This is a genomic window from Streptomyces griseorubiginosus, from assembly GCF_001514195.1.
Lineage (GTDB): Bacteria > Actinomycetota > Actinomycetes > Streptomycetales > Streptomycetaceae > Streptomyces > Streptomyces griseorubiginosus.
In genome coordinates this window covers 102,165-124,947 of the sequence record NZ_KQ948735.1, presented here as the reverse complement: position 1 = coordinate 124,947, position 22,783 = coordinate 102,165, and the positions used below count along the sequence as shown (strand labels likewise).

The following is a 22,783-nucleotide window of genomic DNA, read 5'->3' as shown; positions in this document are numbered from 1 at the left end:
TCCCCGCTCCGCCGGAACGGCGGGTCACCGGTTCTCCGGTGACCCGCCGTTCTCGTGTGTCCGGGCGCCTTCGTGTGTCCGGGCGCCTTCGTGTGTCCGGGCGCCTTCGTGTGTCCGGGCGCCGCGAGGGTGCCTCACTTGCGGTAGATGGCCTCGATGTCCTCCGTGTACGCCGCGGTCACCGCGTGCCGTTTGACCTTCAGGGACGGGGTGAGCATGCCGTTGTCCTCGGTGAACTCCCCCTCGACCAGCCGGAAGGCGCGGATCGACTCGGCGCGGGAGACGGCCGCGTTGGCGTGGTCGACGGCTTTCTGGAGGTCGGCGTGCAGCCGTTCGTCCTTGGCGAGTTCGGCGTGCGGGGTGTCGGCGGGCAGGCCCCGGACGGAGAGCCAGTGGGTCATCGCCTCGGGGTCCAGGGTGATCAGGGCGGCGACGAAGGGGCGGTTGTCGCCCACGACGAGGCACTGGCCGACCGGGGCCTGGCTGCGCAGCCGGTCCTCCAGGACCGCCGGGGAGACGTTCTTGCCGCCGGAGGTGACGAGGAGGTCCTTCTTGCGGCCGGTGATGGTGAGGTAGCCGTCCTCGTCGAGGGCGCCGAGGTCGCCGGTGGCGAACCAGTCGTCCCTGAGGACGGCGTCGGTGGCCTCGGGGTTGTTCCAGTAGGCGCCGAAGACGACCCCGCCCTTGATCAGGACCTCGCCGTCCTCGGCGATGCGGATCGCGGTACCGGGGACCGGCTGGCCGACCGTGCCGGGGCGGGGGCTGAGCGGCGGGACGATGGTGGCGGCGGCGCTGGTCTCGGTGAGGCCGTAGCCCTCGTAGATGATGATGCCGGCCGCGGCGAAGAACAGGTTGAGGTCGCGGTCGAGGGGCGAGCCGCCGCTGATGGCGTAGCTCATGCGGCCGCCGAGTTCCTTGCGGATACGGCGGTACACCAGCAGGTCGTACAGGCCCCAGGCGGCGTAGAGGCCGGGTCCCGGTCCCCTGCCGCGGCCGAGGAACTTGTTCAGGTACGCCTGGCCGAAGCGGACGGCGATGCGGTGGGCGCGGTCGAAGGAGGCGGCGCGGCCCATCCTCTCGGCGGTGGCGCGGCCGGTGGCGTGGATCTTCTCGAAGAGGTACGGGACGCCGACGAGGAAGGTCGGGCGGAACTCCTTGAGCGCGGGCCGCAGTTCGTCGGGCTTGATGCTCGGGCAGTGCCCGATCTCGATGCGGGCCATCAGACAGGCGATCTGGAGGGTGCGGCCCATGATGTGGGCGAGCGGGAGGAAGAGCAGGGTGGAGGCGGTCTGGTCGGTGACCTCCTTGAAGATGGGGTGCAGCAGTTCGACGGTGTTGGCGGCCTCGGCGTGCAGGTTGGCGTGGGTGAGGACGCAGCCCTTGGGGCGGCCGGTGGTGCCGGAGGTGTAGCAGATCGTGGCGACGGTGTCGGGGGTGAGGTCGGCGCGGCGCTTGGCGACCTCGTCGTCGGGGATGTCGTGCCCGAGGGCGGTGAGTTCGTCGAGGACCGCCGAATCCACCTGCCAGATCCGGGGCTTGACCTGGTGGTCGGCGGTGCCGGTGGTGACGGTCGCCGCGTTCTCGGCGTTCTCGGTGACGACATGGCGGGCGCCGGAGTCCCGGACGATCCACTCCACCTGCTCGGCGGAGGAGGTGGCGTAGACGGGGACCGTCTGACCGCCCGCCGCCCAGATCGCGAAGTCGAGGACCGTCCACTCGTAGCGGGTGCGGGACATCACCGCGACCCGGCCGCCGGGTTCGAGCCCCGCCGCGATCAATCCCTTGGCCACGGCGGTGACTTCGTCGGCGAACTCCCGGGCGGTGACCGGACGCCAGCCGGTTTCCGCACGGCGGTGGAGCACCACCGTGTCGGGGGTCTCGGCCGCGTTGGTGAAGGGGAGGTCGGCGATGCTGCCGGTGGTCGGGGGCGGGGCGAGGGGCGGTGTGCGGGCCTCCCGTACGACACCGTTCTCGTCCTTGACGACCTCGACCGCACTCCGGCCGGCCAGGTGTCTCGCCCTCTTCAGGTCCTTGCGTACGCCCATGCTGGCTCCCCGGTCGGCTCCGACTGGGCCGCTAACTTACCCTCAAGTAAGAAAAGGTCAATGGGTCCGGCGTCAGTCCGTGAGGTGCCGGGCCCGGCCGATGGTGGCGGCGAGTTCGCGGACCGCGCTGTCGTCGGTGCGGCCGCCCAACTCGTCCGCCCAGTGAGCGAGTTCCCTCATGGACGGCCGGCCCGGCAGCCGCTGGTCGGTGTACGGGTCGCGCAGGGCGTCGGCGAAGTAGGCGGCGACCGCGTCGACCTGGAAGCGGGGGTTCGCCTCGCGCAGGGAGTCGTGGAAGGTCTCCAGCTCGGCGGACCGCTCGTGCGGGGCCCTGGTCTCCGGGTCCTGCCAGCGGACGGTCGCGGTCGCCAGGTGGCCCTCGGCGCCGGGCCTGGTGCGGACCGCGTAGAGGGCGGTGACGGTGTGGCCGGGGCCGACCTCGCCGCCGTCCACGCGGTCGTCGCGGAAGTCGTCGTCGGCGACGCGGCGGTCGTCGTAGCCGATCAGGCGGAACTGCCTGACGGTCTCGGGGTCGAAGGCGACCTGGGCCTTGGCGTCGCGGGCGGTGAGGTCGATGTTCTGCGGGAGCTGTTCGCAGAAGACCTTCTCGGCGTCGTCGGCGCCGGAGACGTAGACGGTGTGGCCGTCGCCCTTGTCGGCGAGGCGTTCCATGAGGGCGTCGCCGTAGTCGCTGCCGACGCCCACGCCGAAGAGGGTGATGCCGTGTTCGCGGCGGGCGGTGTCGATGCGGTCGAGGATGGAGTCGGGGTCGGTGTCGCCGTCGTTGGCGAGGGCGTCGGAGATGAGGACGACCCGGTTGGTGGCGCCCTCGCGCAGACCCTTGACCGCCGTGCGGTAGCCGGTCTCGACGCCCGCGCCGAGGTTGGTGGAGTACGTCGGCTCCAGGCCGTCGATCGCCCGGTGGACGCGGTCGCGGTGGCCGCCGAGGCGGGTCATCGGCAGGACCGTCTCGGCCTGGTCGCTGAAGGTGACGATCGCGACCGAGTCGTCGTCGTGGAGGCGTTCCGTCATGGTGTCGAGGGAGCGCTGGGCGAGGTCGAGGCGGCCGGGTTCGGCCATGGAGCCGGAGATGTCGATGACGAAGGTCAGGGCGGCCGGCGGGCGTTCGTCCGCGTCGTCCTCGGCGTTCCTGGTGGCCAGGCCCACCCGGATGAGGGACCAGTCGTCCTGGTCGGTGCGGGCGCCGTCGACGGTGACCGTGAAGCCGTTGCCGTCGGGACGGTCGTAGTCCTGGCGGAAGCTGTTGACGAACTCCTCGGGGCGGATCGTCGCGGGGTCGGGGCGGCGGCCCTCGGCGAGGGTGCGGCGGGCGTAGCCGTAGGAGGCGGTGTCGACGTCGAGGGCGAAGGTGGAGAGGTAGTCGGGTGCCTTGCGTTCCGGGGAGTCGAAGTCACGGGACTCGTCCTGGTCCTGTTCGCCCTGGGGCTGGTTCGGGGCCGGGAAGGCCGAGCCGTAGGAGCCGCCCTTCGCCCCGTCCGTGCTGCTGTTGCTCCCGTCCTCTCCCCCGGCGCAGCCGGTGAGCAGCAGGCCGCCCGCCACCGCGAGGGCGAGCATCACCTGTCGTGTCCGCTGTCGCTCCATCGTCCGTACCCCCTGGGCCTGTTGACGTCGGCTTCTGCGACTGTGACGGGCCGGGGGGCCGGAACGTGCGCTACGGAGCGTTGCGGATGGATATCGAAGGGGGCACGAAGACGGCCCGTCGAGACCGGTGGGTGACCCTCCGTTGACCTAGGAGACCACGTCCTTGCGGGCGAAACCCCGGAAGGCCAGGGCGAACAGCACCAGGGCCAGTGTTATCGACAGGGAGGTGCCCTGGATCATGTCGGACCACTCCAGCTTCGGCTGTACGGCGTCCAGCCAGGCGTACTGCCAGTGCGCGGGCAGGAAGTCGCGCCAGTCGCCGAGGGCGGTCACCTGGTCCAGCACATTGCCGACGATGGTGAGGCCGACCGCGCCGCCGACCGCGCCGAGGGGGGCGTCGGTGCGGGTGGAGAGCCAGAACGCGAGGGCCGCGGTGACGAGTTGGGAGACGAAGATGTACGCCACCGTGATCAGCAGGCGTTGGGTCGCGGTGCCCGCGGGCATCGCGCCGCCGGTGGGAAGTTGGAGCGGGCCCCAGCCGTAGGCGATCGTGCCGACCGCGAGGGCGGTCAGCGGGAGCAGCAGCATCGCGGCGAGGCTCAGGGTGAGGCCGACGGCGAGCTTCGACCACAGCAGCCGGGCCCGGGGCACCGGAGCCGCGAGCAGATAGCGCAGCGAGGACCAGTTGGCCTCCGAGGCGACGGTGTCCCCGCAGAACAGTGCCACCGGGATGACCAGCAGGAAGCCCGCGGAGGCGAAGAGGTTGACCGCGGCGAAGTTCGCCCCGGACACGGTCGCGGTGTCCATCAGGCTGACCTGGTTGTTGCCGCCGTCCGGTCCGCCGCCCAGTTGGAAAGCGATCAGCAGGACGAAAGGCAGCGCGACCAGGATGCCGAACATGATGAGGGTGCGGCGGCGCTTCAACTGCCGTACCAGCTCCACCCGGACCGGCAGGGTGCGGCCCGCGCGGTAGCCGTCGGCCACCTCGGCGCGGTCGGTGACCGTGCTCATGCGGAGTCTCCGATCAGGGTGAGGAAGGCGTCTTCGAGGCGGCGGTGGGGACCCACCGAGGTCACGGGGACCTCCAGCCGGACGAGTTCGGTGACGAGGCGCTGGGCGGTGCCGTCCGCGTCGAGCCGTACGAGCAGGCCGTCGTCGGTGGTGACGGCGGAGGCCACGCCGGGCAGGGCCCCGACCTTCTCCGCGACCGGCTCCTCCACGGGTACGGCGGTGCCGACCAGGAGGGTGTCGCCGGAGCCGACGATCTCGCCGACCGGGCCCGCCTGGACCAGCCGGCCGTGGTCCATGACGACCAGGTGGGTGCAGGACTGCTCGACCTCCGAGAGGAGGTGGCTGGAGACGATGACCGTGCGGCCGGCCGCCGCGTAGCGGATCATCACCTCGCGCATCTCGCGGATCTGCGGCGGGTCGAGACCGTTGGTGGGTTCGTCGAGGATGAGCAGGTCCGGCAGGCCCAGCATTGCCTGGGCGATGGCCAGGCGCTGGCGCATGCCCTGGGAGTAGGTGCGCACCGCGCGGGCCAGGGCGTCGCCGAGGCCGGCGATCTCCAGGGCCTCGTCCATGTGGGCGTCCTCGGGTGGGCGGCCGGTGGCCCGCCAGTACAGCTCCAGGTTCTCCCGGCCCGACAGGTGCGGGAGGAAGCCGGCGCCCTCGACGAAGGCGCCGACGCGGGAGAGGACGGGGGCACCGGGGGCGATGGCGTGACCGAAGACGCGGATCTCGCCGCCGTCCGGCTTGATCAGGCCCATCAGCATGCGCAGGGTGGTGGTCTTGCCCGCGCCGTTGGGGCCGAGGAGGCCGAGGACCTGGCCCTTCTCGACCCGGAAGGAGAGATCGCGGACCGCGTACCGGTCGGCGGACTTGGCGTACCGCTTGCTCAAGTCGCTGATCTGGAGCGGGACTTCGGTGAGTTCCGGCTCGGGGGCGGCGGGGGCCGCGGTACGGCGGCGGCCCGTCGCCACGAGGACCAGCGCGAGCACGGCACCCGCGAGGGGCAGCCACCACACCCAGGCGGGCAGCGGGGCCTGGGTGTTCTTCTCGCTGAGGGCGGTGGGGACGTGGAGGTCGCTCTTCAGGGAGACGGTGTACGTCGCCGGGGTCACCGGGGAGGCGTAGCCGAGGTCCGTGGAGGCGAGGACCAACTTGAGGCGGTGGCCGTCGTCGATCTCGTGGTCGATCGCCGGGAGGGTGATCGTGACGTCCTTGCCGGCCTTCGCGCCCTCGACCCTGATGGGCTCGACGAGTTGGGAGGGCAGGGTCTGCCGTCCGCCTCGGCCCGGGGAGACGTCGTACACCTTGGCGAAGAGGACCGCGTCGTCGCTGGTCGACTTCACATGGACGGTGACGGTGGGCGAACCGGTGATCTGGAGGTCGTCCTTGACAGGGGCCGACTCGAACGCGGCGAACTGGCCCGGGAAGTCGAGGGAGACGCCGACGCCGAGGGAGGAGAGCTGGGCGAGGCCGCCGGCGCTGCCGAGGCCGGGGAGGGCCGAGACGGCGGGCGGGCTGGCGCCGGCCGGGTTGACGAAGTCCTGCTCGCGTCCGGTCAGGGCGATCCTGCGCTCGTCGCCCTCCAGACCGGGGTAGGTTCCGGCGGTGACTCCGGTCAGGCGGGGTTCGCCGTCGCCGGTGCCGGTGCCGAGGGTGCGGGTGACGCGGAAGGCGGGGCCGGTGTCGGCGCCCTTGTCGCCCTTGAGGTAGCGGTCGAACCAGGACGCGGTCCGCGACTGGACGCGGCTCGTCTCCAGGTCGCCGCCGTCATGGCCGCCCGCGATCCAGTCGACGTCGACGGGGGCGCCGTTGGCGCGGATCGCCTTCGCGGCGGCGTCGGACTGGTCCAGCGGGAACAGGGAGTCCGTCTGGCCCTGGATCAGCAGGGTGGGGACCTTGATGTCCTTGGCCACGGCCGACGGGGAGCGCTCCTCCAGCATCTTCTCGGCGCTCGCGTCCGGGGTGCCGGACTGGGCGACGCGCTGGTACATCGCGCAGATCTGCGGCTCGAACCTGTCGCAGCCGCCCGCGGAGTTGACGAAGATGCCGGCCCAGAGCTTCTTGAAGACGCCGTTCGGGAAGAGGGCGTCCGAGAGGTTCCAGTACGTGATCTCGGGGACGATGGCGTCCACGCGGGCGTCGTGGCCGGCGGCCAGCAGGGAGATCGCGCCGCCGTAGCTCGCGCCGGTCACGCCGACCCGGGGGTCGCCGGGCTTGTCGAGCTGGACCTGCGGTTGCCTCGCCAGCCAGTCGATCAGCTTGCTGACGTCCTTGACCTCGGCGCCCGGGTCGTTGAGGCCGACCTTGCCGGTGGACCTGCCGAAGCCTCTCGCGGACCAGGTGAGGACCGCGTAGCCGTCTCTGGCGAGGGCTTGTGCCTGCTGGCGTACGTCGTTCTTGCTGCCGCCGAAGCCGTGGCCTATGAGGACCGCGGGGCGCCTCTCGGTGCCGTTCGTCGTGAAGTACGAGGTGTCTATGCGGACGCCGTCGATCGACATGATCTGGTCCGCGCGGTGCACCGGGGGTGGGTCGTCGGAAGCGGCGGCCGTCCATGTCCCGGCTGCGGCGAGGACGACGACGGAGGCCGCGGCGGCGATCCACCGTGGCCTCCGGAGGCGTCGAAGATCCATGATTCAACGGTACGGGGTGAAGCGGGCGGGGACGTGTCTACTGGGGGCTGAACTCCGGGCCATCCTGGGGGTGGAGGGGGTGTCGTCCTGTACAGCAGGTGCGGTACGGGCGGCCATGAGCTCGGGGGGTTCTGTGGTGTGCCGTCTGCCGGCGCGTTGTGGCTGGTCGCGCAGTTCCCCGCGCCCCTGAGTAGGTCTACTCACTCGGAATTGAGACCAGCCACCTTGTTTCCCTTCTCGGGCGGAGATACAGGGCCCAGTACAGGGTCGCCGCTGCTGTGATTCCGCCCGTCCACAGCAGGTACTCCGTCTCCTGCTGGGTGAGGATGTACGTCAGGACCGCTATCAGGAGGATCGGCATGGCCGGCCAGAGGGGCATGCGCCAGGCCGGGGTGTGGCGGTGGTGGTTGCGGCGGGAGAGGAGGGCCGCCACCGCGACCAGGAGGTACATGCCCGTCACCGAGACGCCCGTGACGCCGTACAGCGTGTCCAGGTTCACGAAGCACAGGGCCGCTCCCGGGATGCCCACCGCGAGGGTGGCGACCCAGGGGGAGCCGAAGCGGCCGAGCTTGGAGAAGACCGTGTTGACCGGGGAGGGCCAGGCCTTGTCCCTCGCCGAGGCGAAGAGGACGCGGGAGTTCTGGATGACCATGACGATGCCCGCGTTGATGATCGCCAGGGCGACGCACAGGCTGACGAAGGTGCCGACCGCGGAGTTGGACCAGGCCGTGACCATGGTGCCGATGTCGCCGCCGGTCAGTTCCGTCAGGTCGGAGGCGCCCAGGGTGATCGCGACCACCGGGACCAGGATGATCACGGTGGAGATGGCGAGGGTGGCCAGGACCGTGCGGGCCACGTTGCGGCGGGGGTTCTCCAGTTCCTCGGAGAGGTAGACGGCCGTCGAGAAGCCCTGGGTGACGAAGAGGGCGATGGCCAGGCCGGAGACCACCAGCATGGCCGTCACCGTGTCCGCGTGGCCGTGCGCGCCCGCCACCTGCATGGACAGCAGGCTGCTCGGGCCGCGCTCCGCGTGGGTGAAGCCCAGGAGGGCCACCACGGCCGCCGCGATCACTTCCAGGACCAGGAAGACGCCCGTGATCCACGCGTTGGCGCGCAGGTCGAGCAGGCCCGCGAGGGTGGCCAGGAGCATGACTCCGGCGCCCGCGACGGACGGGTCCAGGTGGATCACCGGGGCCAGGTAGTCGGCCGTGCCCATCGCGATCACCGGCGGGACGATCATCACGACCAGGAGGGACAGCACGAAGACGAGCCAGCCCGCGAGGCGTCCGGCCAGCGTGGAGACCATGGCGTACTCGCCGCCGGCGCTCGGGATGAGGGTGCCGAGCTCCGAGTAGCAGAACGCCACGGCGATGCAGAGGAGGGAGCCGATGGCGATCGTCAGGGCGGTGGCGGTGCCGAGCGTGCCGAAGAGGTCGGGGACGACCACGAAGAGGGTGGACGCCGGGGTGACGCACGACAGGGTGAGGAGGGTGCCGCCGACCACGCCGATGGAGCGGTTGAGCGTGGCGTGGCCGTGCTCCGGCGCCTGGGCGCCGACGGTGTCGGCGGGGCGGAGGGTGTCGGTCATGGTGCTGCATGGAACCCCGACGAAAACCAGCACGTCAATAGGTGACTTGCTGCGAAATCCGTAGATCGAGAGCTTCTCGATTGGCGAATATGACAGTTTCGCGGTACGGATTCCGCGTTTTCCGGGGTGCGGGAATCGCAGTGGCAGGGTGAAAAAACGTACCGCTAAAGTCGCAGCTCACTGATCGTTCACAGGGGGGCACATGAAGCTCAAGTACACCGCTGCCTGGGTGGGGTTCACGGCGGCGGCAATGGTCGCGGTCTCGGCCTGCGGCTCGGAGGGCGTGAAGAAGGCGGTCGACGTCGCCGACAGGACGGACGCGATCATGGCGGCGCTCGCGCGGGCCACGGACCGGACGGAGGACCTGGGCTCCGCCGAGGTGAAGGTGTCCACCGCGACCACGGGTGCCGCTCCGATCAGCATGGAGGGCACCTACTCCTGGGGCGGCGGCTACGCCTTCGACGTCGAGATGGACACGAAGGCCGCCCAGATGCAGCAGCTCCAGCACGCCCCGACCACGCGCATGCTGTTCGTGGACGGCGCCTACTACTACGACGTCGACCCGCAGCCCTCCGGCCCGCTCAAGGGCAAGGAGTGGATGAGGATCGACGCGTCGGCCGTCTTCGGCGAGAAGGGCGCAAAGGCGTTCAACGGGGCCGGCGGCGGCAGCCCGGCGGCCTCCATGAAGGGCCTCAAGTACGCGAAGAACGTCGAGGACCTCGGCAAGGAGACCGTCGACGGGCGGAGCACGACGCACTACCGGGCGCGGCTCGACCAGGCCCAGCTGGGCAAGTTCAAGGACGCCTACGGCGAGAAGGACACCCTCTCCGGCGCGATCACCGGGGGAGCCTCCTCGATGACCATGGACGTCTGGGTCGGGGGCGACAACCTGCCGGTGCGGCTGAAGCAGGAGATCGGCGCGATGACCGTGACCATGGACTTCGAGAAGTTCGGGAGGACGGCCGTCGTGAAGGCCCCGCCGGCCGCCGAGACCGGTGACCTGACCGAGGTCGTCAAGGACGCCACCGGCAAGCAGTGAGCAGGGCCCGGCGCCGGGCACGCGCGTGCGTGCCCGGCGCCCGGACGTGCCTCAGTGGTTGCGCGGGAAGCCCAGGTCCACGCCCGTGGGGGCGTCGGCCGGGTCGGGCCAGCGGGTGGTGACGACCTTGCCGCGGGTGTAGAAGTGCGTGCCGTCGTTGCCGTAGATGTGGTGGTCGCCGAAGAGGCTGTCCTTCCAGCCGCCGAAGGAGTGGTAGCCGACGGGGACCGGGATCGGGACGTTGACGCCGACCATGCCGGCCTCGACCTCCAGCTGGAAGCGGCGGGCGGCGCCGCCGTCCCGGGTGAAGATCGCGGTGCCGTTGCCGAACGGCGAGGCGTTGATGAGCGCGATGCCGTCGTCGTAGCTGTCGACGCGCAGCACGGTCAGGACCGGGCCGAAGATCTCGTCCTGGTAGGCCTTGGCGGTGGTCGGGACCTTGTCGAGCAGCGAGATGCCGATCCAGTGGCCGTCCTCGAAGCCGTCGACCGTGAAGCCGGTGCCGTCCAGGACGACCTCGGCGCCCTCGGCCGCGGCGCCGGTGACGTAGGACGCCACCTTGTCGCGGTGCACCTTCGTGATGAGCGGGCCCATCTCGGAGGTCGGGTCGTTGCCGGGGCCGATCTTGATCTTCTCGGCGCGCTCGCGGATCTTCTCGACCAGCGTGTCGCCGATGGAGCCGACGGCCACGACCGCGGAGATCGCCATGCAGCGCTCGCCCGCCGAGCCGTAGGCCGCGGAGACGGCTGCGTCGGCCGCCGCGTCCAGGTCGGCGTCCGGGAGGACCAGCATGTGGTTCTTGGCGCCGCCCAGGGCCTGCACCCGCTTGCCGTTGGCGGAGGCGGTGGTGTGAATGTAGCGGGCGATCGGGGTCGAGCCGACGAAGGAGACGGCCTTGACGTCCGGGTGCTCCAGGAGGCGGTCGACGGCCACCTTGTCGCCGTGCACGACGTTGAAGACGCCGTCGGGCAGACCGGCCTCGGCGAGCAGCTCGGCGATCTTGACGGAGGCCGACGGGTCCTTCTCGGACGGCTTCAGCACGAAGGTGTTGCCGGTCGCGATGGCGATCGGGAACATCCACATCGGGACCATCGCCGGGAAGTTGAACGGCGTGATGCCGGCGACGACACCGAGCGGCTGGCGGATGGACGCCACGTCCACGCGGCTGGCGACCTCGGTGGACAGCTCGCCCTTCAGCTGCACGGTGATCCCGCAGGCCAGGTCCACGATCTCCAGGCCGCGCGCGACCTCGCCGAGCGCGTCGGAGTGCACCTTGCCGTGCTCGGCGGTGATCAGCTCGGCGATCGCGTCCCGGTTCTCCTCAAGCAGCGCCCGGAACTTGAACAGGATGGAGGTGCGCTTGGCGAGGGACGAGGTGCCCCAGGTCTGGAACGCGTCCTTCGCGGCCGCTACGGCGGCGTCGACCTCGTCGACGGTGGCGAACGCGACCTTGGTGGTGACCGCGCCGGTCGCCGGGTCGGTGACCGGCCCGTAGGTGCCCGACGCGCCCTCGACGGTCTTGCCGCCGATCCAGTGGTTGACGATCTTCGTCATGACCGAGTACTCCTTCACAGATGGCGGCGTCGGGTAGAGACGTGCCGTTCGTACAGCTCACGGGCCTTCACCGCGGACGGTCGCGTCGCGGTCTCGGCCACAGGTACATCCCACCAGGCCTGCGCCGGTGGCGGGCCCGACACTGTGTCTGCCGTTTCCGTCTCGACGTAGACACATGTGGGAGTGTCCGCGGCCCGCGCCTCGGCGAGGGCTGCGCGGAGGTCTCGTACGGTCTTCGCACGCAGCACGCGCATACCGAGGCTGGCCGCGTTGGCGGCCAGGTCCACGGGCAGCGGGGCGCCCGTGTAGGTGCCGTCGTCCGACTGGTAGCGGTAGGCCGTGCCGAAGCGCTCGCCGCCGACCGTCTCGGACAGACCGCCGATGGAGGCGTAGCCGTGGTTCTGGATCAGGAGCAGCTTGATCGCGATGCCCTCCTGTACGGCCGTGACGATCTCCGTCGGCATCATCAGGTACGTCCCGTCGCCGACCAGCGCCCAGACGTTCCGCTCGGGAGCGGCCATCTTCACACCGATCGCGGCCGGGATCTCGTAGCCCATGCAGGAGTAGCCGTACTCCAGGTGGTACTGGTCCCTCGACCGGGCGCGCCACAGCTTGTGCAGGTCGCCGGGGAGGGAGCCGGCCGCGTTGACGAGCACGTCGGACTCGTCGGCGAGGGCGTCCAGGGCGCCGAGGACCTGCGCCTGGGTCGGCCGGATGTCGGGCTCGTCGGCCTCGAAGCAGGCGTCGACGCGCTGCTCCCAGCGCTCCTTGTCGAGGCTGTACTCGTCGATGTACGTGCCGCTGACGCGGTGGGTGTGCAGCTGGAGGGCCTCGGTGAGCTCCGTCAGACCGCTGCGGGCGTCGGCGACCAGGGGCCGGCCTGCGAGCTTGTGGCCGTCGTAGGGCGCGATGTTGAGGTTGAGGAAGCGGACGCCCTGCTGTTCGAAGAGGGTGCCGGAGGCCGTGGTGAAGTCGGTGTACCGGGTGCCGACGCCGATCACCAGGTCGGCCTGGCGGGCCAGTTCGTTGGCGGTGGCGGTGCCGGTGTGGCCGACGGCGCCGACGTCCTGGGGGTGGTCGTGGCGCAGCGAGCCCTTGCCGGCCTGGGTGGAGGCGACCGGGATGCCGGTGGCGGCCGCGAACTCGGCCAGGGCCTCCTCGGCGCGGCTGTGGTGGACTCCGCCGCCGGCGATGACCAGGGGGCGCTGGGCCGCCCTGATCGCGCTGACGGCCTCGGCGAGTTCGGCCGGGTCGGCACCCGGGCGCCGTACGGTCCAGGTGCGCTCGGCGAAGAACTCGTCCGGCCAGTCGTACGCCTCGGCCTGGACGTCCTGCGGGAGGGCGAGGGTGACCGCGCCGGTCTCGACGGGGTCGGTGAGGACCCGCATCGCCTGGAGGGCGGCCGGGATCAGGGCTTCGGGGCGGGTGACGCGGTCGAAGTACTTCGAGACCGGGCGCAGGCTGTCGTTGACGCTGATGTCGCCCGCGTACGGCACTTCGAGCTGCTGGAGGACCGGGTCGGCGACCCGGGTGGCGAAGATGTCGCCGGGCAGCAGCAGGACCGGGAGGTGGTTGATGGTCGCGAGGGCCGCGCCCGTCACCAGGTTGGTCGCGCCCGGGCCGATGGACGTCGTCACCGCGTGGGTGGACAGGCGGTTGGACTGACGTGCGTAGCCGACGGCCGCGTGGACCATGGACTGCTCGTTGCGGCCCTGGTGAAAGGGCATGTCGGCGCCGTACTCGACGAGCGCCTGGCCGAGCCCGGCCACGTTGCCGTGGCCGAAGATGCCCCAGGTGGCGGATATCAACCGCTGCCGGACGCCGTCGCGTTCGGTGTACTGGGCGGCCAGGAAGCGGACCAGCGCTTGTGCGACGGTCAGACGGGTGGTCATCGGTAGCCCTCCGAGTGGTCCGGGTGGAAGCAGATCCGCCACTCCCGCGTCTGACCCGGGCCCGCCATGACATTCAGGTAGTACATGTCGTGGCCGGGCTGGGCGATGGACGGGCCGTGCCATCCGTCGGGGACGAGGACGGCGTCGCCGGAGCGGACCTCTGCGAGGACGTCGGCACCGCCCTCACGGGAGGGGGATACGCGCTGATAGCCGAAACCGTTCGGGCCGTCGATCTCGAAGTAGTAGATCTCCTCCAGCTCGGCTTCCACGCCGGGCCGGTTCTCGTCGTGCTTGTGCGGCGGGTACGAGGACCAGTTGCCGCCGGGGGTGACCACCTCGACGGCGATGAGCTTGTCGCAGTCGAAGGCGTCGGCGGAGGCGAAGTTGCGCACGTGCCGCAACTGCGTGCCGCTGCCGCGCTCTTCGACGGGGACCTCCGGCGCGGGGCCGTAGCGGGCGGGGAGTCGTCGCTCGCACTTCGCTCCTGCCAGGGCGAAGCGGCCTCCCGCGCCGGAGGCGATCGATGCCTGGGCGTCCCGGGGCACGTACGCGAAGTCCGAGACTCCGGCGAACACGCTCTCCCGGCCCAGGAGTTGGAACTCTTCGGTACCCACGTGGACGGTACAGCCGCCTTCCAGCGGAAGGACGATCCACTCGCTGTCACCGGAGGTGAAGGTGTGCGTGCCCCCGGGCTCCAGTTCGACGATCCGCAGGCTGCAATGCGTCCAGCCGGCCCGCTTGGGGTCGATGTCCACCGCGTACTGGGCGTTGGTGGAGCCGCCCTTGGGGACGTACAGCTCGGCGTGTGTCATGCGGCGGCCCTCACAGCAGTCCTACGGCGGTGTCCACGGCGGCGGCCACGTCGCCGTCCGCCGGGTACAGCAGGGAGCGGCCGACCACGAGGCCGCGCACGGTGGGCAGTTGGAGGGCGCCGCGCCACTTCTCGTACGCGCCGTCCTGGTCGTCGCCGACCTCGCCGCCCAGCAGCACTGCGGGCAGCGTGGAGGCGGCCATGACCTCGCTCATGTCGTCGGGGTTGTCGCAGACCGGGACCTTGAGCCAGGTGTAGGCCGAACTGCCGCCCAGGCCCGAGGCGATGGCGATCGACTTGGTGACGGCCTCGGCGGAGAGGTCGTTCCTGACCTTGCCCTCGGTGGTGCGGGAGCTGATGAACGGCTCGACGAAGAGCGGGAGTCGGCGCGCGGCCATGTCGTCGATGGCGCGGGCGGTGGACTCCATCGTGGTGAGGGAGCCCGGGTCGTCGTAGTCGATCCGCAGGAGCAGCTTGCCCGCGTCGAAGCCGAGCCGCTCGATGTCCTCGGCGCGGTGGCCGGTGAAGCGGTCGTCGAGCTCGAAGCGGGCGCCCTGGAGGCCGCCGCGGTTCATGGAGCCCATGACGACCTTGCCGTCCAGGGCACCGAGCAGGAGCAGGTCGTCGAGTATGTCGGCGGTCGCGAGCACCCCGTCGACGCCGGGGCGGCCGAGCGCCAGGACCAGGCGCTCCAGCAGGTCGGCGCGGTTGGCCATGGCCATGCGGTTGCCGCCGACGCCGAGCGCGCCGCGGGCCGGGTGGTCGGCGGCGACGATCATCAGGCGGCCGCTGTCGTTCAGCAACGGCCTGCGGGTACGGCGGGCCGCCGCCTCGGCGATCGCCTCGGGACGTTCGGCACGCAGGCGCACGAGTTCGTTGATGTCGACGGGCGGGGCGGGGGTGGTGCCGGGGGTGCCGGGGGTGACGGTCATGCCGAGGCAGCCGGTGTCGTACGTGTCGTCGGCCTGGCCGCGCTTGCGCCCGCTCACTTGACCGCTCCCGCCGCGACCGCGTCCTCGATCTCGGTGACGGTCGGCATCGCCGAGCTGCACTCGAGGCGGGAGGCGACGATGGCGCCGGCCGCGTTGGCGTGCCGCATGACCTTCTCCAGGTCCCAGCCTTCGAGGAGGCCGTGGACGAGGGAGCCGCCGAAGGCGTCACCGGCGCCGAGACCGTTGAGGACGTTCACGGGCAGGGGCGGGACCTCGGCCTCGTTGCCCTTGCTGTCGACGGCCAGGACACCCTTGGGACCCTGCTTGACGACGGCGAGCTCGACACCGGCGTCCAGGAGGGCCTGGGCCGCCTCTCGGGGCTTGCGCACTCCGGTGGCGACCTCGACCTCGTCGAGGTTGCCGACGGCGACGGTGGTGTGGCGCAGGGCCTCTTCGTAGAAGGGGCGGGCCTCGTCCGGGTGCGTCCAGAACATCGGACGCCAGTCGAGGTCGAAGACGGTGACGCCGGCCTTGGCCCGGTGGGCGAGGGCGGCCAGGGTCGCCGTACGGCTGGGTTCCTCGCTCAGGCCGGTGCCGGTGACCCAGAAGACGCGGGCCTCGCGGATCGCGTCGAGGTCCAGCTCGTGGGCGTCGATCTCCAGGTCCGGGGCCTTGGGCTGCCGGTAGAAGTACAGCGGGAAGTCGTCCGGCGGGAAGACCTCGCAGAAGGTGACCGGGGTCGGCAGGCCGGACACCGGGGTGACCCAGCGGTCGTCCACGCCGAAGCCCTGGAGGGCCTCGTGCAGATAGGTGCCGAAGGGGTCGTCGCCGGTGCGGGTGATCACCGCGGTGCGCCGGCCCAGGCGGGCGGCGGCGACCGCGACGTTGGACGCCGAGCCGCCCAGGAACTTGCCGAAGGACGTCACCTGCGGCAGCGGGACACCGGTCTGGAGTGGATACAGGTCCACACCGATCCGCCCCATGGTGATCAGGTCGTACCCCATCGGCTTCCCTTCGTACCTGCGTCGGCTCTCCCGGCGTTTGTAGCCCCGTACGCCGAGCCCTGTCAATGTTTTGTCCAGACATTCGGACGAGACCTTGACAGCGCTTGCTGTGCGAACCGAAGCTGACCGGCATGACAGCGCCCGCACCGCAGCCCTCACTGTCCCGCATCCGGATCGGGTCGGCTCCCGACTCGTGGGGTGTGTGGTTCCCCGACGACCCCCAGCAGGTCCCCTGGCAGCGCTTCCTCGACGAGGTCGCCGACTCCGGCTACGAATGGATCGAGCTGGGGCCGTACGGGTACCTGCCGACCGATCCCGCCGTCCTCACCGAGGAGGTCTCCCGGCGTGGCCTGAAAGTGTCCGCCGGCACCGTCTTCACCGGCCTGCACCACGGTGAGGCCGTGTGGGAGAAGACCTGGGCCCACGTCGCGGACAACGCGGTGCTGGCGCAGGCGATGGGCGCGAACCACCTCGTCGTGATCCCGTCGTTCTGGCGGGACGACAAGACGGGTGAGGTGCTGGAGCCTTCGTCGCTGACGGCCGAGCAGTGGAAGAACCTCAGCTCGCTGACCGAGCGGCTGGGGCAGCGAGTGAAGGAGGAGTACGGCCTTCAGATCGTCGTCCATCCGCACGCCGACACCCACGTCGACAGCGAGGAGAACGTGGTCCGGTTCCTGGACGCCACGGACTCCGACCTGGTGTCGCTGTGCCTGGACACCGGGCACTACGCGTACTGCGGCGGCGACAGCGTCAAGCTGATCGAGACGTACGGGTCGCGGATCGGGTACCTGCACCTCAAGCAGGTGGACCCGGAGATCCTGGCGGACGTGCGGGCCAAGGGGACGCCGTTCGGGCCGGCCGTGGCCCAGGGCGTGATGTGCGAGCCGCCCTCGGGTGTGCCGGCGCTCGGACCCGTCCTGGAGGCGGCGCAGAAGCTGGACGTGGATCTGTTCGCGATCGTCGAGCAGGACATGTACCCGTGCGAGCCGGACAAGCCGCTGCCGATCGCTCAGCGGACGCGGGCGTTTCTGCGGTCCTGCGGGGCGTAGTCGTTCGGCGGGGCGGAGTCGTTCATCTACGGGGGGCGTGGAGACATCGCCCCCCGAGTCAACGCGCCGCGCCCTCCCGCCCGCGTACGCCTTTGCGGCACCTCTGTCACAAACGCCCCTTCCGTGTCACACATGTCGCGTGTACGCGGGCTTCATGTCACACCCGGCACACAGGCCCTGACCCAGGGTCACCGCATGTCGTTCACGGGGCACAGGCTTCTGTGATCGCCAGCGCAGCGCCCGGTACCCCCGACGGCCGTTCCCGGCCGCCGCCGCGGTGCGCGCGAGGAGGTGCCCCCACATGACCGACCGAAGGCTCTGGTCGTACAAGGAGATCGCGGCGCACATCCGGGTGCAGCCGGACACCGTGCGCTCGTACCGCAAACACGGGCTGCTGCCGCCACCCGACCACGTCGAGGGCGGCAAGCCCTTCTGGTACGCGGACACCGTGCGCGCGTGGGTCGCGTCCAGGCCCGGCAACCGGGGGCGCAGAGAGAACTGACGGCCGGGCCCGCCCGATGACTCGGGGTGCCTGCCGCGACCCTGCGGGCACCTGGCCCGGGAGTTCGAGTGGGCCCCCGCGACCCGGTCGGCCTACGTGCGTGCGTCGGCGGGCGGTCGGGCCCCGGGGGCGGAAAATGCCGGGCTCGGGGTGCTGGGTGTCTGGCACAGTCGGGCCATGAGCGACTTCTCCCTCAAACCCCTGCTGACCGGCGAGCGGACGGTGCTGAGGCCGTTCACGGCGGCGGATGCCGAGGGCATGGCGGAGATCATCGAGGACCCCGAGGTCCTTCACTTCACCGGGACCCCTTCCGGCGACCTCAGCCTGGAACGGCTCCGGTCCTGGTACGGCTCCCGGTCCGAGCAGACCGACCGCCTCGACCTCGCCGTCACCGACAGGGCGACCGGCGAACTCGTCGGCGAGGTCGTCCTGTACGAGTGGGACGCCCACGCCCGCAGCTGCACCTTCCGCACCCTCATCGGCCCCCGGGGACGCGGCCGAGGCCTCGGCACCGAGGCCACCCGGCTCGTCGTCGGCCACGGCTTCGGGTATCTCGGCCTGCACCGCATCGAGTTGGAGGCCTACGGCCACAACGCCCGTGCCCTGCGGGTCTACGAGAAGGTCGGGTTCGTGGTCGAGGGGGTGCGGCGGGAGGCCGATCTACGGGACGGCCAGTGGGTGGACTGGGTCGTCATGGGCCTCCTCGACCGCGACTGGGCCGCCCTCAACTCCACGGCTCGATGACCGTCACCCCCGCTCCCGGAGACGTGCCCATCGCCGCGAGGGCCTCCGGGGTGGCGTCCAGGGTGATCGTGGAGGTGACCAGCAGATCGGGTCGCAGCACGCCCGCCCGGACCAGTTCCAGCATCGCCGGGTAGGTGTGGGCGGCCATGCCGTGACTGCCGAGGAGTTCCAGCTCCAGGGCGATCGCGCGGGCCATGGGGACCGGGGTCGTGCCGTCCGGCGAGGGCAGCAGTCCGACCTGGACGTGCCGGCCGCGGCGGCGCAGGGAGTTGACGGACGCGGCGCAGGTGACCGGGGAGCCGAGGGCGTCCAGCGACAGGTGCGCGCCGCCGCCGGTCAGCTCCCGGACCACCGCCGCGGTGTCCTTCGCGCCACTCGCGTCCACGCACTCCGTCGCGCCGAACTTCCTTGCCAGCGCGAGGGCCCCGGGAGACACGTCCACGGCCACCACCCGGGCTCCCGACGCCGCCGCGATCATCACCGCGGACAGGCCCACTCCGCCGCAGCCGTGCACCGCCACCCACTCCCCCGCGGCGAGCCTGCCCTGCTGCACCACCGCCCTGAACGCCGTGGCGAAACGGCAGCCGAGGGACGCGGCCGTGCTGAAGGCCATGTCCTGCGGCACGGCCACCAGGTTCACGTCCGCGTGGTCCAGCGCCACGTACTGGGCGAACGAGCCCCAGTGGGTGAAGCCGGGCTGGGTCTGACGCTCGCAGATCTGGTGGTCGCCGGCCTTGCAGGTCGGGCAGGTGCCGCAGGCGCAGACGAAGGGGACGGTGACGCGGTCGCCGGGGTGCCAGGCGCTCACGCGGGTGCCGACCGCCTCCACCGTGCCGGCGAGTTCGTGGCCCGGGACGTGCGGGAGGGTGATGTCGGGGTCGTGGCCCTGCCAGCCGTGCCAGTCGCTTCGGCAGAGGCCGGTGGCTTCTACGCGGACGACGACTCCGTGCTCCGGGGGGTGGGGGTCGGGGACCTCACGTACCTGTGCGGGTTCACCGTATTGATCGAAGACCACCGCTCGCATCTGCCATCCCCTCGCCGTTTTCGTCTGCGGGTGCGTCGTGGCTGGTCGCGCCGTTCCCCGCGCCCCTGGGGAGTTTTACTTCCCCCTCGCTCAAACCGAACCGGTCGTGCAGTCTGCGCAGAGCCTTTGGGGCCCACCATGTTGCCTTCCCGGTCAGCTTCATCACCGCCGGGACCAGCAGGCTGCGGACGATCATCGCGTCCATCAGGACCGCCAGGGCTATGCCCAGGCCCAGCATCTTGGTGTTGGTGACCCTGGAGGTGCCTATGGCGACCATGACCACGGCCAGGATGACCGCTGCCGCTGTGATCAGGCCTCCCGTGCGTTGGAGGCCGTGGCGGATCGCCTCCTCGTGGTCGCCGGTCCGGTCGTGCTCCTCCTTGATGCGGGAGAGGAGGAAGACGCCGTAGTCCATGGAGAGGCCGAAGGCGACGCAGAACATCAGGACGGGGAGGGTCGTCTCTATCGAGCCGGGGCTGGTGAAGCCGAGGAGGCCGGAGAGGTGGCCGTCCTGGAAGACCCAGACCACCGCGCCGAACATCGCCGTCAGACTGAGGGCGTTGAGGAGGACCGCCTGGATCGGGATGAGGATGCTGCCGGTCAGCAGGAAGACCAGGAGCAGGGTGACGATCACGATGAAGGCCGCCGCCCAGGGCAGTCGCTCGCCTATCGCGTGCTTGGAGTCGACCAGGACGGCCGCGGTTCCGGTGACCTTGGTGTCGAACGGGGCCTTGGTGGCGCGCAGCTCACGGACCAGGTGCTGTACGCCGGCGTCCACGGCCTCGCCTCTGGGCTGGACCGTGAAGTAGGCCGAGTCGCCCTTGACGAGCGGGCCGTCGACCCGGAGGACTTCGGGGAGGGCTGCGACGCGGTGCTTGTAGGCGGTGTACTGCGCCGGGCCGGCCTTGCCTTCCGCGAGGACTTCGAGGCCCCCGCCCGGGCTCCCGGGGAAGCCGTCGCGCAGGTGCTGCTGGACGACGTGGGACTCGGCGGACGCGGGCAGCTGACGGTCGTCGGCGGTGCCGAACTTCACCCCCAGGAAGGGGAGCCCGAGCAGGACCAGGACGGCGGTGGTGGCGAGGGCGAAGAACGGGGCGCGGCGCATCACGAGGGCCGCCCCGCGGGCCCAGGCGGTACCCGGGGGCTTCGAGGACGACCGCCCGCGCCGGAACAGCTGCCGCAGGTCCAGGGAGTTGACCCGGGGGCCCAGCAGAAGCAGGGCGGCCGGGAGGAGGATCAGGGCGGCGGCCGCGGCGAGCAGGACCACGGCCATGCCGGCGTAGGCGAACGAGCGCAGGAAGTACTGCGGGAAGAGGAGCATCGCCGCCAGGGAGACCGCGACGGTCAGGGCGGAGAACAGGACGGTGCGTCCCGCTGTGCGCAGGGTGGTGGCGACCGCCGTCGACGGGTCGGCGCCCGCGGTCAGTTCCTCGCGGAAGCGGCGGACGATGAACAGCGCGTAGTCGATGGCCAGGCCGAGTCCGAGGGCCGTGGTGAGGTTCATCGCGAAGACGGAGACGTCGGTGAACTCGGTCAGTCCGCGCAGCACGGCGTTGGTCCCGAGGATCGCGACGATGCCGATGCCGAGCGGCAGCAGGGCGGCGATCGCGCTGCCGAAGACCATCACGAGCAGCAGGAGCGTGATCGGCAGGGCGATCATCTCGGCCCGGGTGAGGTCCTCCTGGATGATCGTCTGCATTTCGTGCCGCACCGCGACGATGCCGCCGATCTCGACCTTCACCGGCCCGTGCGTCCCGCGCAGGGAAGGGGCGATGCGGTCGAGGGTCCGGCCCATCTGCTTCTCGTCGCCGGTGATGCGGGCGGCGATCAGCGCCTCGTGGCCGTCCTCCGCACGCAGCGCCGGTGACTTGGCGGACCAGTAGGAGCCGACGCCGGTGACGCCCCGCTCGGCGGCCAGGCGGGCGGTGAGGCGGTTCGCCTCCGCGGTCACCGCCGGGTCGTCCACCGAGGCGCTGCCCGCGTCGACGAGCAGCAGGAGGTTGGGCTGGGAGTCCGGGAACTCGCGCTCCAGCGCCTTCGTGGCGTACGTGGACTCCGCCGCCGGGTCCTCCCAGCCGCCGGCGCCCAGCCGGTCGGCGACCCCGCTGCCGGCCAGCACGGCGAGGACGGTGAGCACCAGGGCCGCGAGCAGGGACAACCTGGGGCGGGCGGTGACGAGGCGGGTCCAGCGGCCCACCCGGGGTGGGCTGTTGACTTCGGTCATGGTGCGGTGTCCCCTTCACCGTGGAAACCGTAAAATGGAAAACACGAGAGATCGCTCGCGTTTCCAGAATGCGAGCGAGCGCTCGTTTTTGTCAACCGTGTGCGGAGAGCTGGGGATAACGCGTGCCCGAGAACGCCGAGACCGAGGCGAAGGAACAGCCGCGCCGCCGCCAGGCCCGTGGTGAACGCCGGATCGCCCAGCTCCTGGAGGCGGCGGCCACCGTCTTCACGACCACGGGCTACACCGCGGCCAGCACCAACGCCATCGCCCGCGAGGCCGGTGTCTCCCCCGGCACGCTCTACCAGTTCTTCCCGAACAAGGAAGCGATCGCGATCGAGCTGGGCGGGCGGCTCGTGCACGAGATGCAGACGGCGTACGGCGAGGCGCTCGCCCCGGTCGACCCGGCGACCCCGCTGGAGGAGGTGGTCGGCGCGGCCGTGGACCGGTTCATGGCCTTCAACTGCGACCACCCGGTGTTCTTCGCGCTGATGCACGGCCCCGACATCCCCGGCCGGATGGCCGAGGACCACGACGCGCTGCACACGGGCCTCGTCAACCGGCTGGAGACGCTGATGACCTCCCTCCTGCCCGAGGCCCCCCAGGCTGACGTCACCCGCACCGCCCACATGGTCCTCGGCCTGTACAAGGCGGGCCTGGAACTGGTCCTCGCCCACGAGGGCGCCGAGCGCGAGGCGTACATCCGCGAGGTGAAGAACGTGCTGGTGCGCTACCTGGACCCGCTGGTGGGCGACCGCCTCGGCCGATCGGGCAGCACGGCGACTCCGTAGCCCGGCCGGCCCTCGACTCCGTAGCCCGACCGACCCCGCGACTCCGCAGCCCGCCCAGCCGAGTGCGGGCAGCATCTACGGGCCCCTTCGGGACTGTGGCGGCACTGCCCGCGGGGCCGGCTCGCGCTGTGGGCGTGGACGGCGCTCGTGACGCACTCGACGCGGAGCAGCACGCCTGGGGAGCGCCGGGTACGCCTTTGACGCCGCGGTCACCGCCCGGGGCATCGATCTGCGGGCCCTCATGGAGACGGAGATGCCGCGCGGGGTACTCGCTCCCTTCGGGCACGGACCGTGGACGGCGATCGCCGGCGGGGCGCTGCTCAGTTCGTGCAGGAGTGCCTGCC

The 22,783-nt window shown here is 71.1% G+C and carries 17 protein-coding genes and 1 pseudogene; 6 read left to right on the top strand and 12 right to left on the bottom strand.

Translation table 11 applies throughout. From position 1 onward, the window contains the following. Positions 1-134 precede the first annotated feature (134 nt). The 5 genes from AQJ54_RS07150 to AQJ54_RS07130 form a co-directional block, all read right to left on the bottom strand. Positions 135-2,045 carry an AMP-dependent synthetase/ligase gene (locus AQJ54_RS07150; RefSeq protein WP_062235139.1) on the bottom strand — a complete coding sequence of 637 codons (1,911 nt, stop codon included), beginning with the start codon at positions 2,043-2,045 and terminating at the stop codon, positions 135-137. A gap of 72 nt (positions 2,046-2,117) precedes the next feature. After that, positions 2,118-3,647 carry a vWA domain-containing protein gene (locus tag AQJ54_RS07145; RefSeq protein WP_062235136.1) on the bottom strand — a complete coding sequence of 510 codons (1,530 nt, stop codon included), beginning with the start codon at positions 3,645-3,647 and terminating at the stop codon, positions 2,118-2,120. 147 nt (positions 3,648-3,794) lie between these two features. Next, the gene (locus AQJ54_RS07140; protein WP_062235132.1) at positions 3,795-4,658 is read right to left on the bottom strand and encodes an ABC transporter permease; all 864 of its coding nucleotides are present in this window, start codon (positions 4,656-4,658) and stop codon (positions 3,795-3,797) included. Next, entirely contained in the window at positions 4,655-7,288 is a 2,634-nt protein-coding gene (locus AQJ54_RS07135; protein ID WP_062235128.1) for an alpha/beta fold hydrolase, read from the bottom strand. The genes AQJ54_RS07140 and AQJ54_RS07135 overlap by 4 nt, the downstream gene beginning before the upstream one ends. Before the next feature lie 196 nt (positions 7,289-7,484). Continuing rightward, positions 7,485-8,876: an APC family permease gene (locus tag AQJ54_RS07130; RefSeq protein ID WP_062235125.1), complete on the bottom strand. Its 1,392-nt coding sequence runs from the start codon at positions 8,874-8,876 to the stop codon at positions 7,485-7,487. 202 nt (positions 8,877-9,078) lie between these two features. Between AQJ54_RS07130 and AQJ54_RS07125 the strand changes: the two genes are divergently transcribed. Further along, positions 9,079-9,915 carry an SCO4651 family lipoprotein gene (locus AQJ54_RS07125; protein WP_062235122.1) on the top strand — a complete coding sequence of 279 codons (837 nt, stop codon included), beginning with the start codon at positions 9,079-9,081 and terminating at the stop codon, positions 9,913-9,915. A 51-nt stretch (positions 9,916-9,966) separates the two neighbouring features. Here AQJ54_RS07125 and mmsA read toward each other — a convergent pair whose 3' ends face one another. From mmsA to iolC, 5 genes are read right to left on the bottom strand one after another with little or no spacing between them, the layout of a single operon-like run. Then, a complete protein-coding gene (gene mmsA, locus AQJ54_RS07120) occupies positions 9,967-11,469 on the bottom strand; it encodes a CoA-acylating methylmalonate-semialdehyde dehydrogenase (protein ID WP_062236987.1) in 1,503 nt (500 codons plus the stop codon). Positions 11,470-11,483: 14 nt separating this feature from the next. Continuing rightward, positions 11,484-13,361: a 3D-(3,5/4)-trihydroxycyclohexane-1,2-dione acylhydrolase (decyclizing) gene (gene iolD, locus AQJ54_RS07115; protein WP_062235119.1), complete on the bottom strand. Its 1,878-nt coding sequence runs from the start codon at positions 13,359-13,361 to the stop codon at positions 11,484-11,486. Beyond that, complete coding sequence (gene iolB, locus AQJ54_RS07110) at positions 13,358-14,173, bottom strand: 5-deoxy-glucuronate isomerase (RefSeq protein ID WP_062235116.1); 816 nt, start codon at positions 14,171-14,173, stop codon at positions 13,358-13,360. The genes iolD and iolB overlap by 4 nt, the downstream gene beginning before the upstream one ends. A 10-nt stretch (positions 14,174-14,183) precedes the next feature. Further along, a complete protein-coding gene (locus tag AQJ54_RS07105; RefSeq protein WP_062236984.1) occupies positions 14,184-15,104 on the bottom strand; it encodes a Cgl0159 family (beta/alpha)8-fold protein in 921 nt (306 codons plus the stop codon). A 53-nt stretch (positions 15,105-15,157) separates the two neighbouring features. After that, positions 15,158-16,108: a 5-dehydro-2-deoxygluconokinase gene (gene iolC / locus AQJ54_RS07100; protein WP_062235112.1), complete on the bottom strand. Its 951-nt coding sequence runs from the start codon at positions 16,106-16,108 to the stop codon at positions 15,158-15,160. 131 nt (positions 16,109-16,239) lie between these two features. Here iolC and AQJ54_RS07095 point away from each other — a divergent pair, with 131 nt between their 5' ends. The 3 genes from AQJ54_RS07095 (at position 16,240) to AQJ54_RS07085 (ending at position 18,403) form a co-directional block, all read left to right on the top strand. After that, a complete protein-coding gene (locus AQJ54_RS07095) occupies positions 16,240-17,157 on the top strand; it encodes a sugar phosphate isomerase/epimerase family protein (protein WP_062236982.1) in 918 nt (305 codons plus the stop codon). 301 nt (positions 17,158-17,458) lie between these two features. Further along, a complete protein-coding gene (locus AQJ54_RS07090; protein WP_030314320.1) occupies positions 17,459-17,659 on the top strand; it encodes a helix-turn-helix transcriptional regulator in 201 nt (66 codons plus the stop codon). A gap of 177 nt (positions 17,660-17,836) precedes the next feature. Then, positions 17,837-18,403 (top strand): GNAT family N-acetyltransferase, encoded by a 567-nt coding sequence (locus AQJ54_RS07085; RefSeq protein WP_062236979.1) that lies wholly within the window; start codon positions 17,837-17,839, stop codon positions 18,401-18,403. Here AQJ54_RS07085 and AQJ54_RS07080 read toward each other — a convergent pair. Both AQJ54_RS07080 and AQJ54_RS07075 read right to left on the bottom strand, forming a co-directional pair. Then, positions 18,384-19,427, bottom strand: a complete 1,044-nt coding sequence (locus tag AQJ54_RS07080) for a zinc-dependent alcohol dehydrogenase family protein (RefSeq protein WP_062235109.1) — start codon at positions 19,425-19,427, stop codon at positions 18,384-18,386. The two genes, AQJ54_RS07085 and AQJ54_RS07080, sit on opposite strands and share 20 nt — an antisense overlap. Further along, positions 19,396-21,651, bottom strand: coding sequence for an MMPL family transporter (locus AQJ54_RS07075; protein WP_062235107.1), 2,256 nt, complete (start codon positions 21,649-21,651; stop codon positions 19,396-19,398). The genes AQJ54_RS07080 and AQJ54_RS07075 overlap by 32 nt, the downstream gene beginning before the upstream one ends. A 122-nt stretch (positions 21,652-21,773) precedes the next feature. On the opposite strand from AQJ54_RS07075, the gene AQJ54_RS07070 reads away from it, so the two are divergent. Next, on the top strand, positions 21,774-22,439 hold the full coding sequence (locus tag AQJ54_RS07070) for a TetR/AcrR family transcriptional regulator (protein ID WP_062235104.1): 666 nt from the start codon (positions 21,774-21,776) through the stop codon (positions 22,437-22,439). Positions 22,440-22,602: 163 nt separating this feature from the next. Continuing rightward, positions 22,603-22,764: pseudogene (locus AQJ54_RS46615) on the top strand (PrsW family intramembrane metalloprotease); the annotation flags it as partial. Positions 22,765-22,783: the final 19 nt, after the last annotated feature.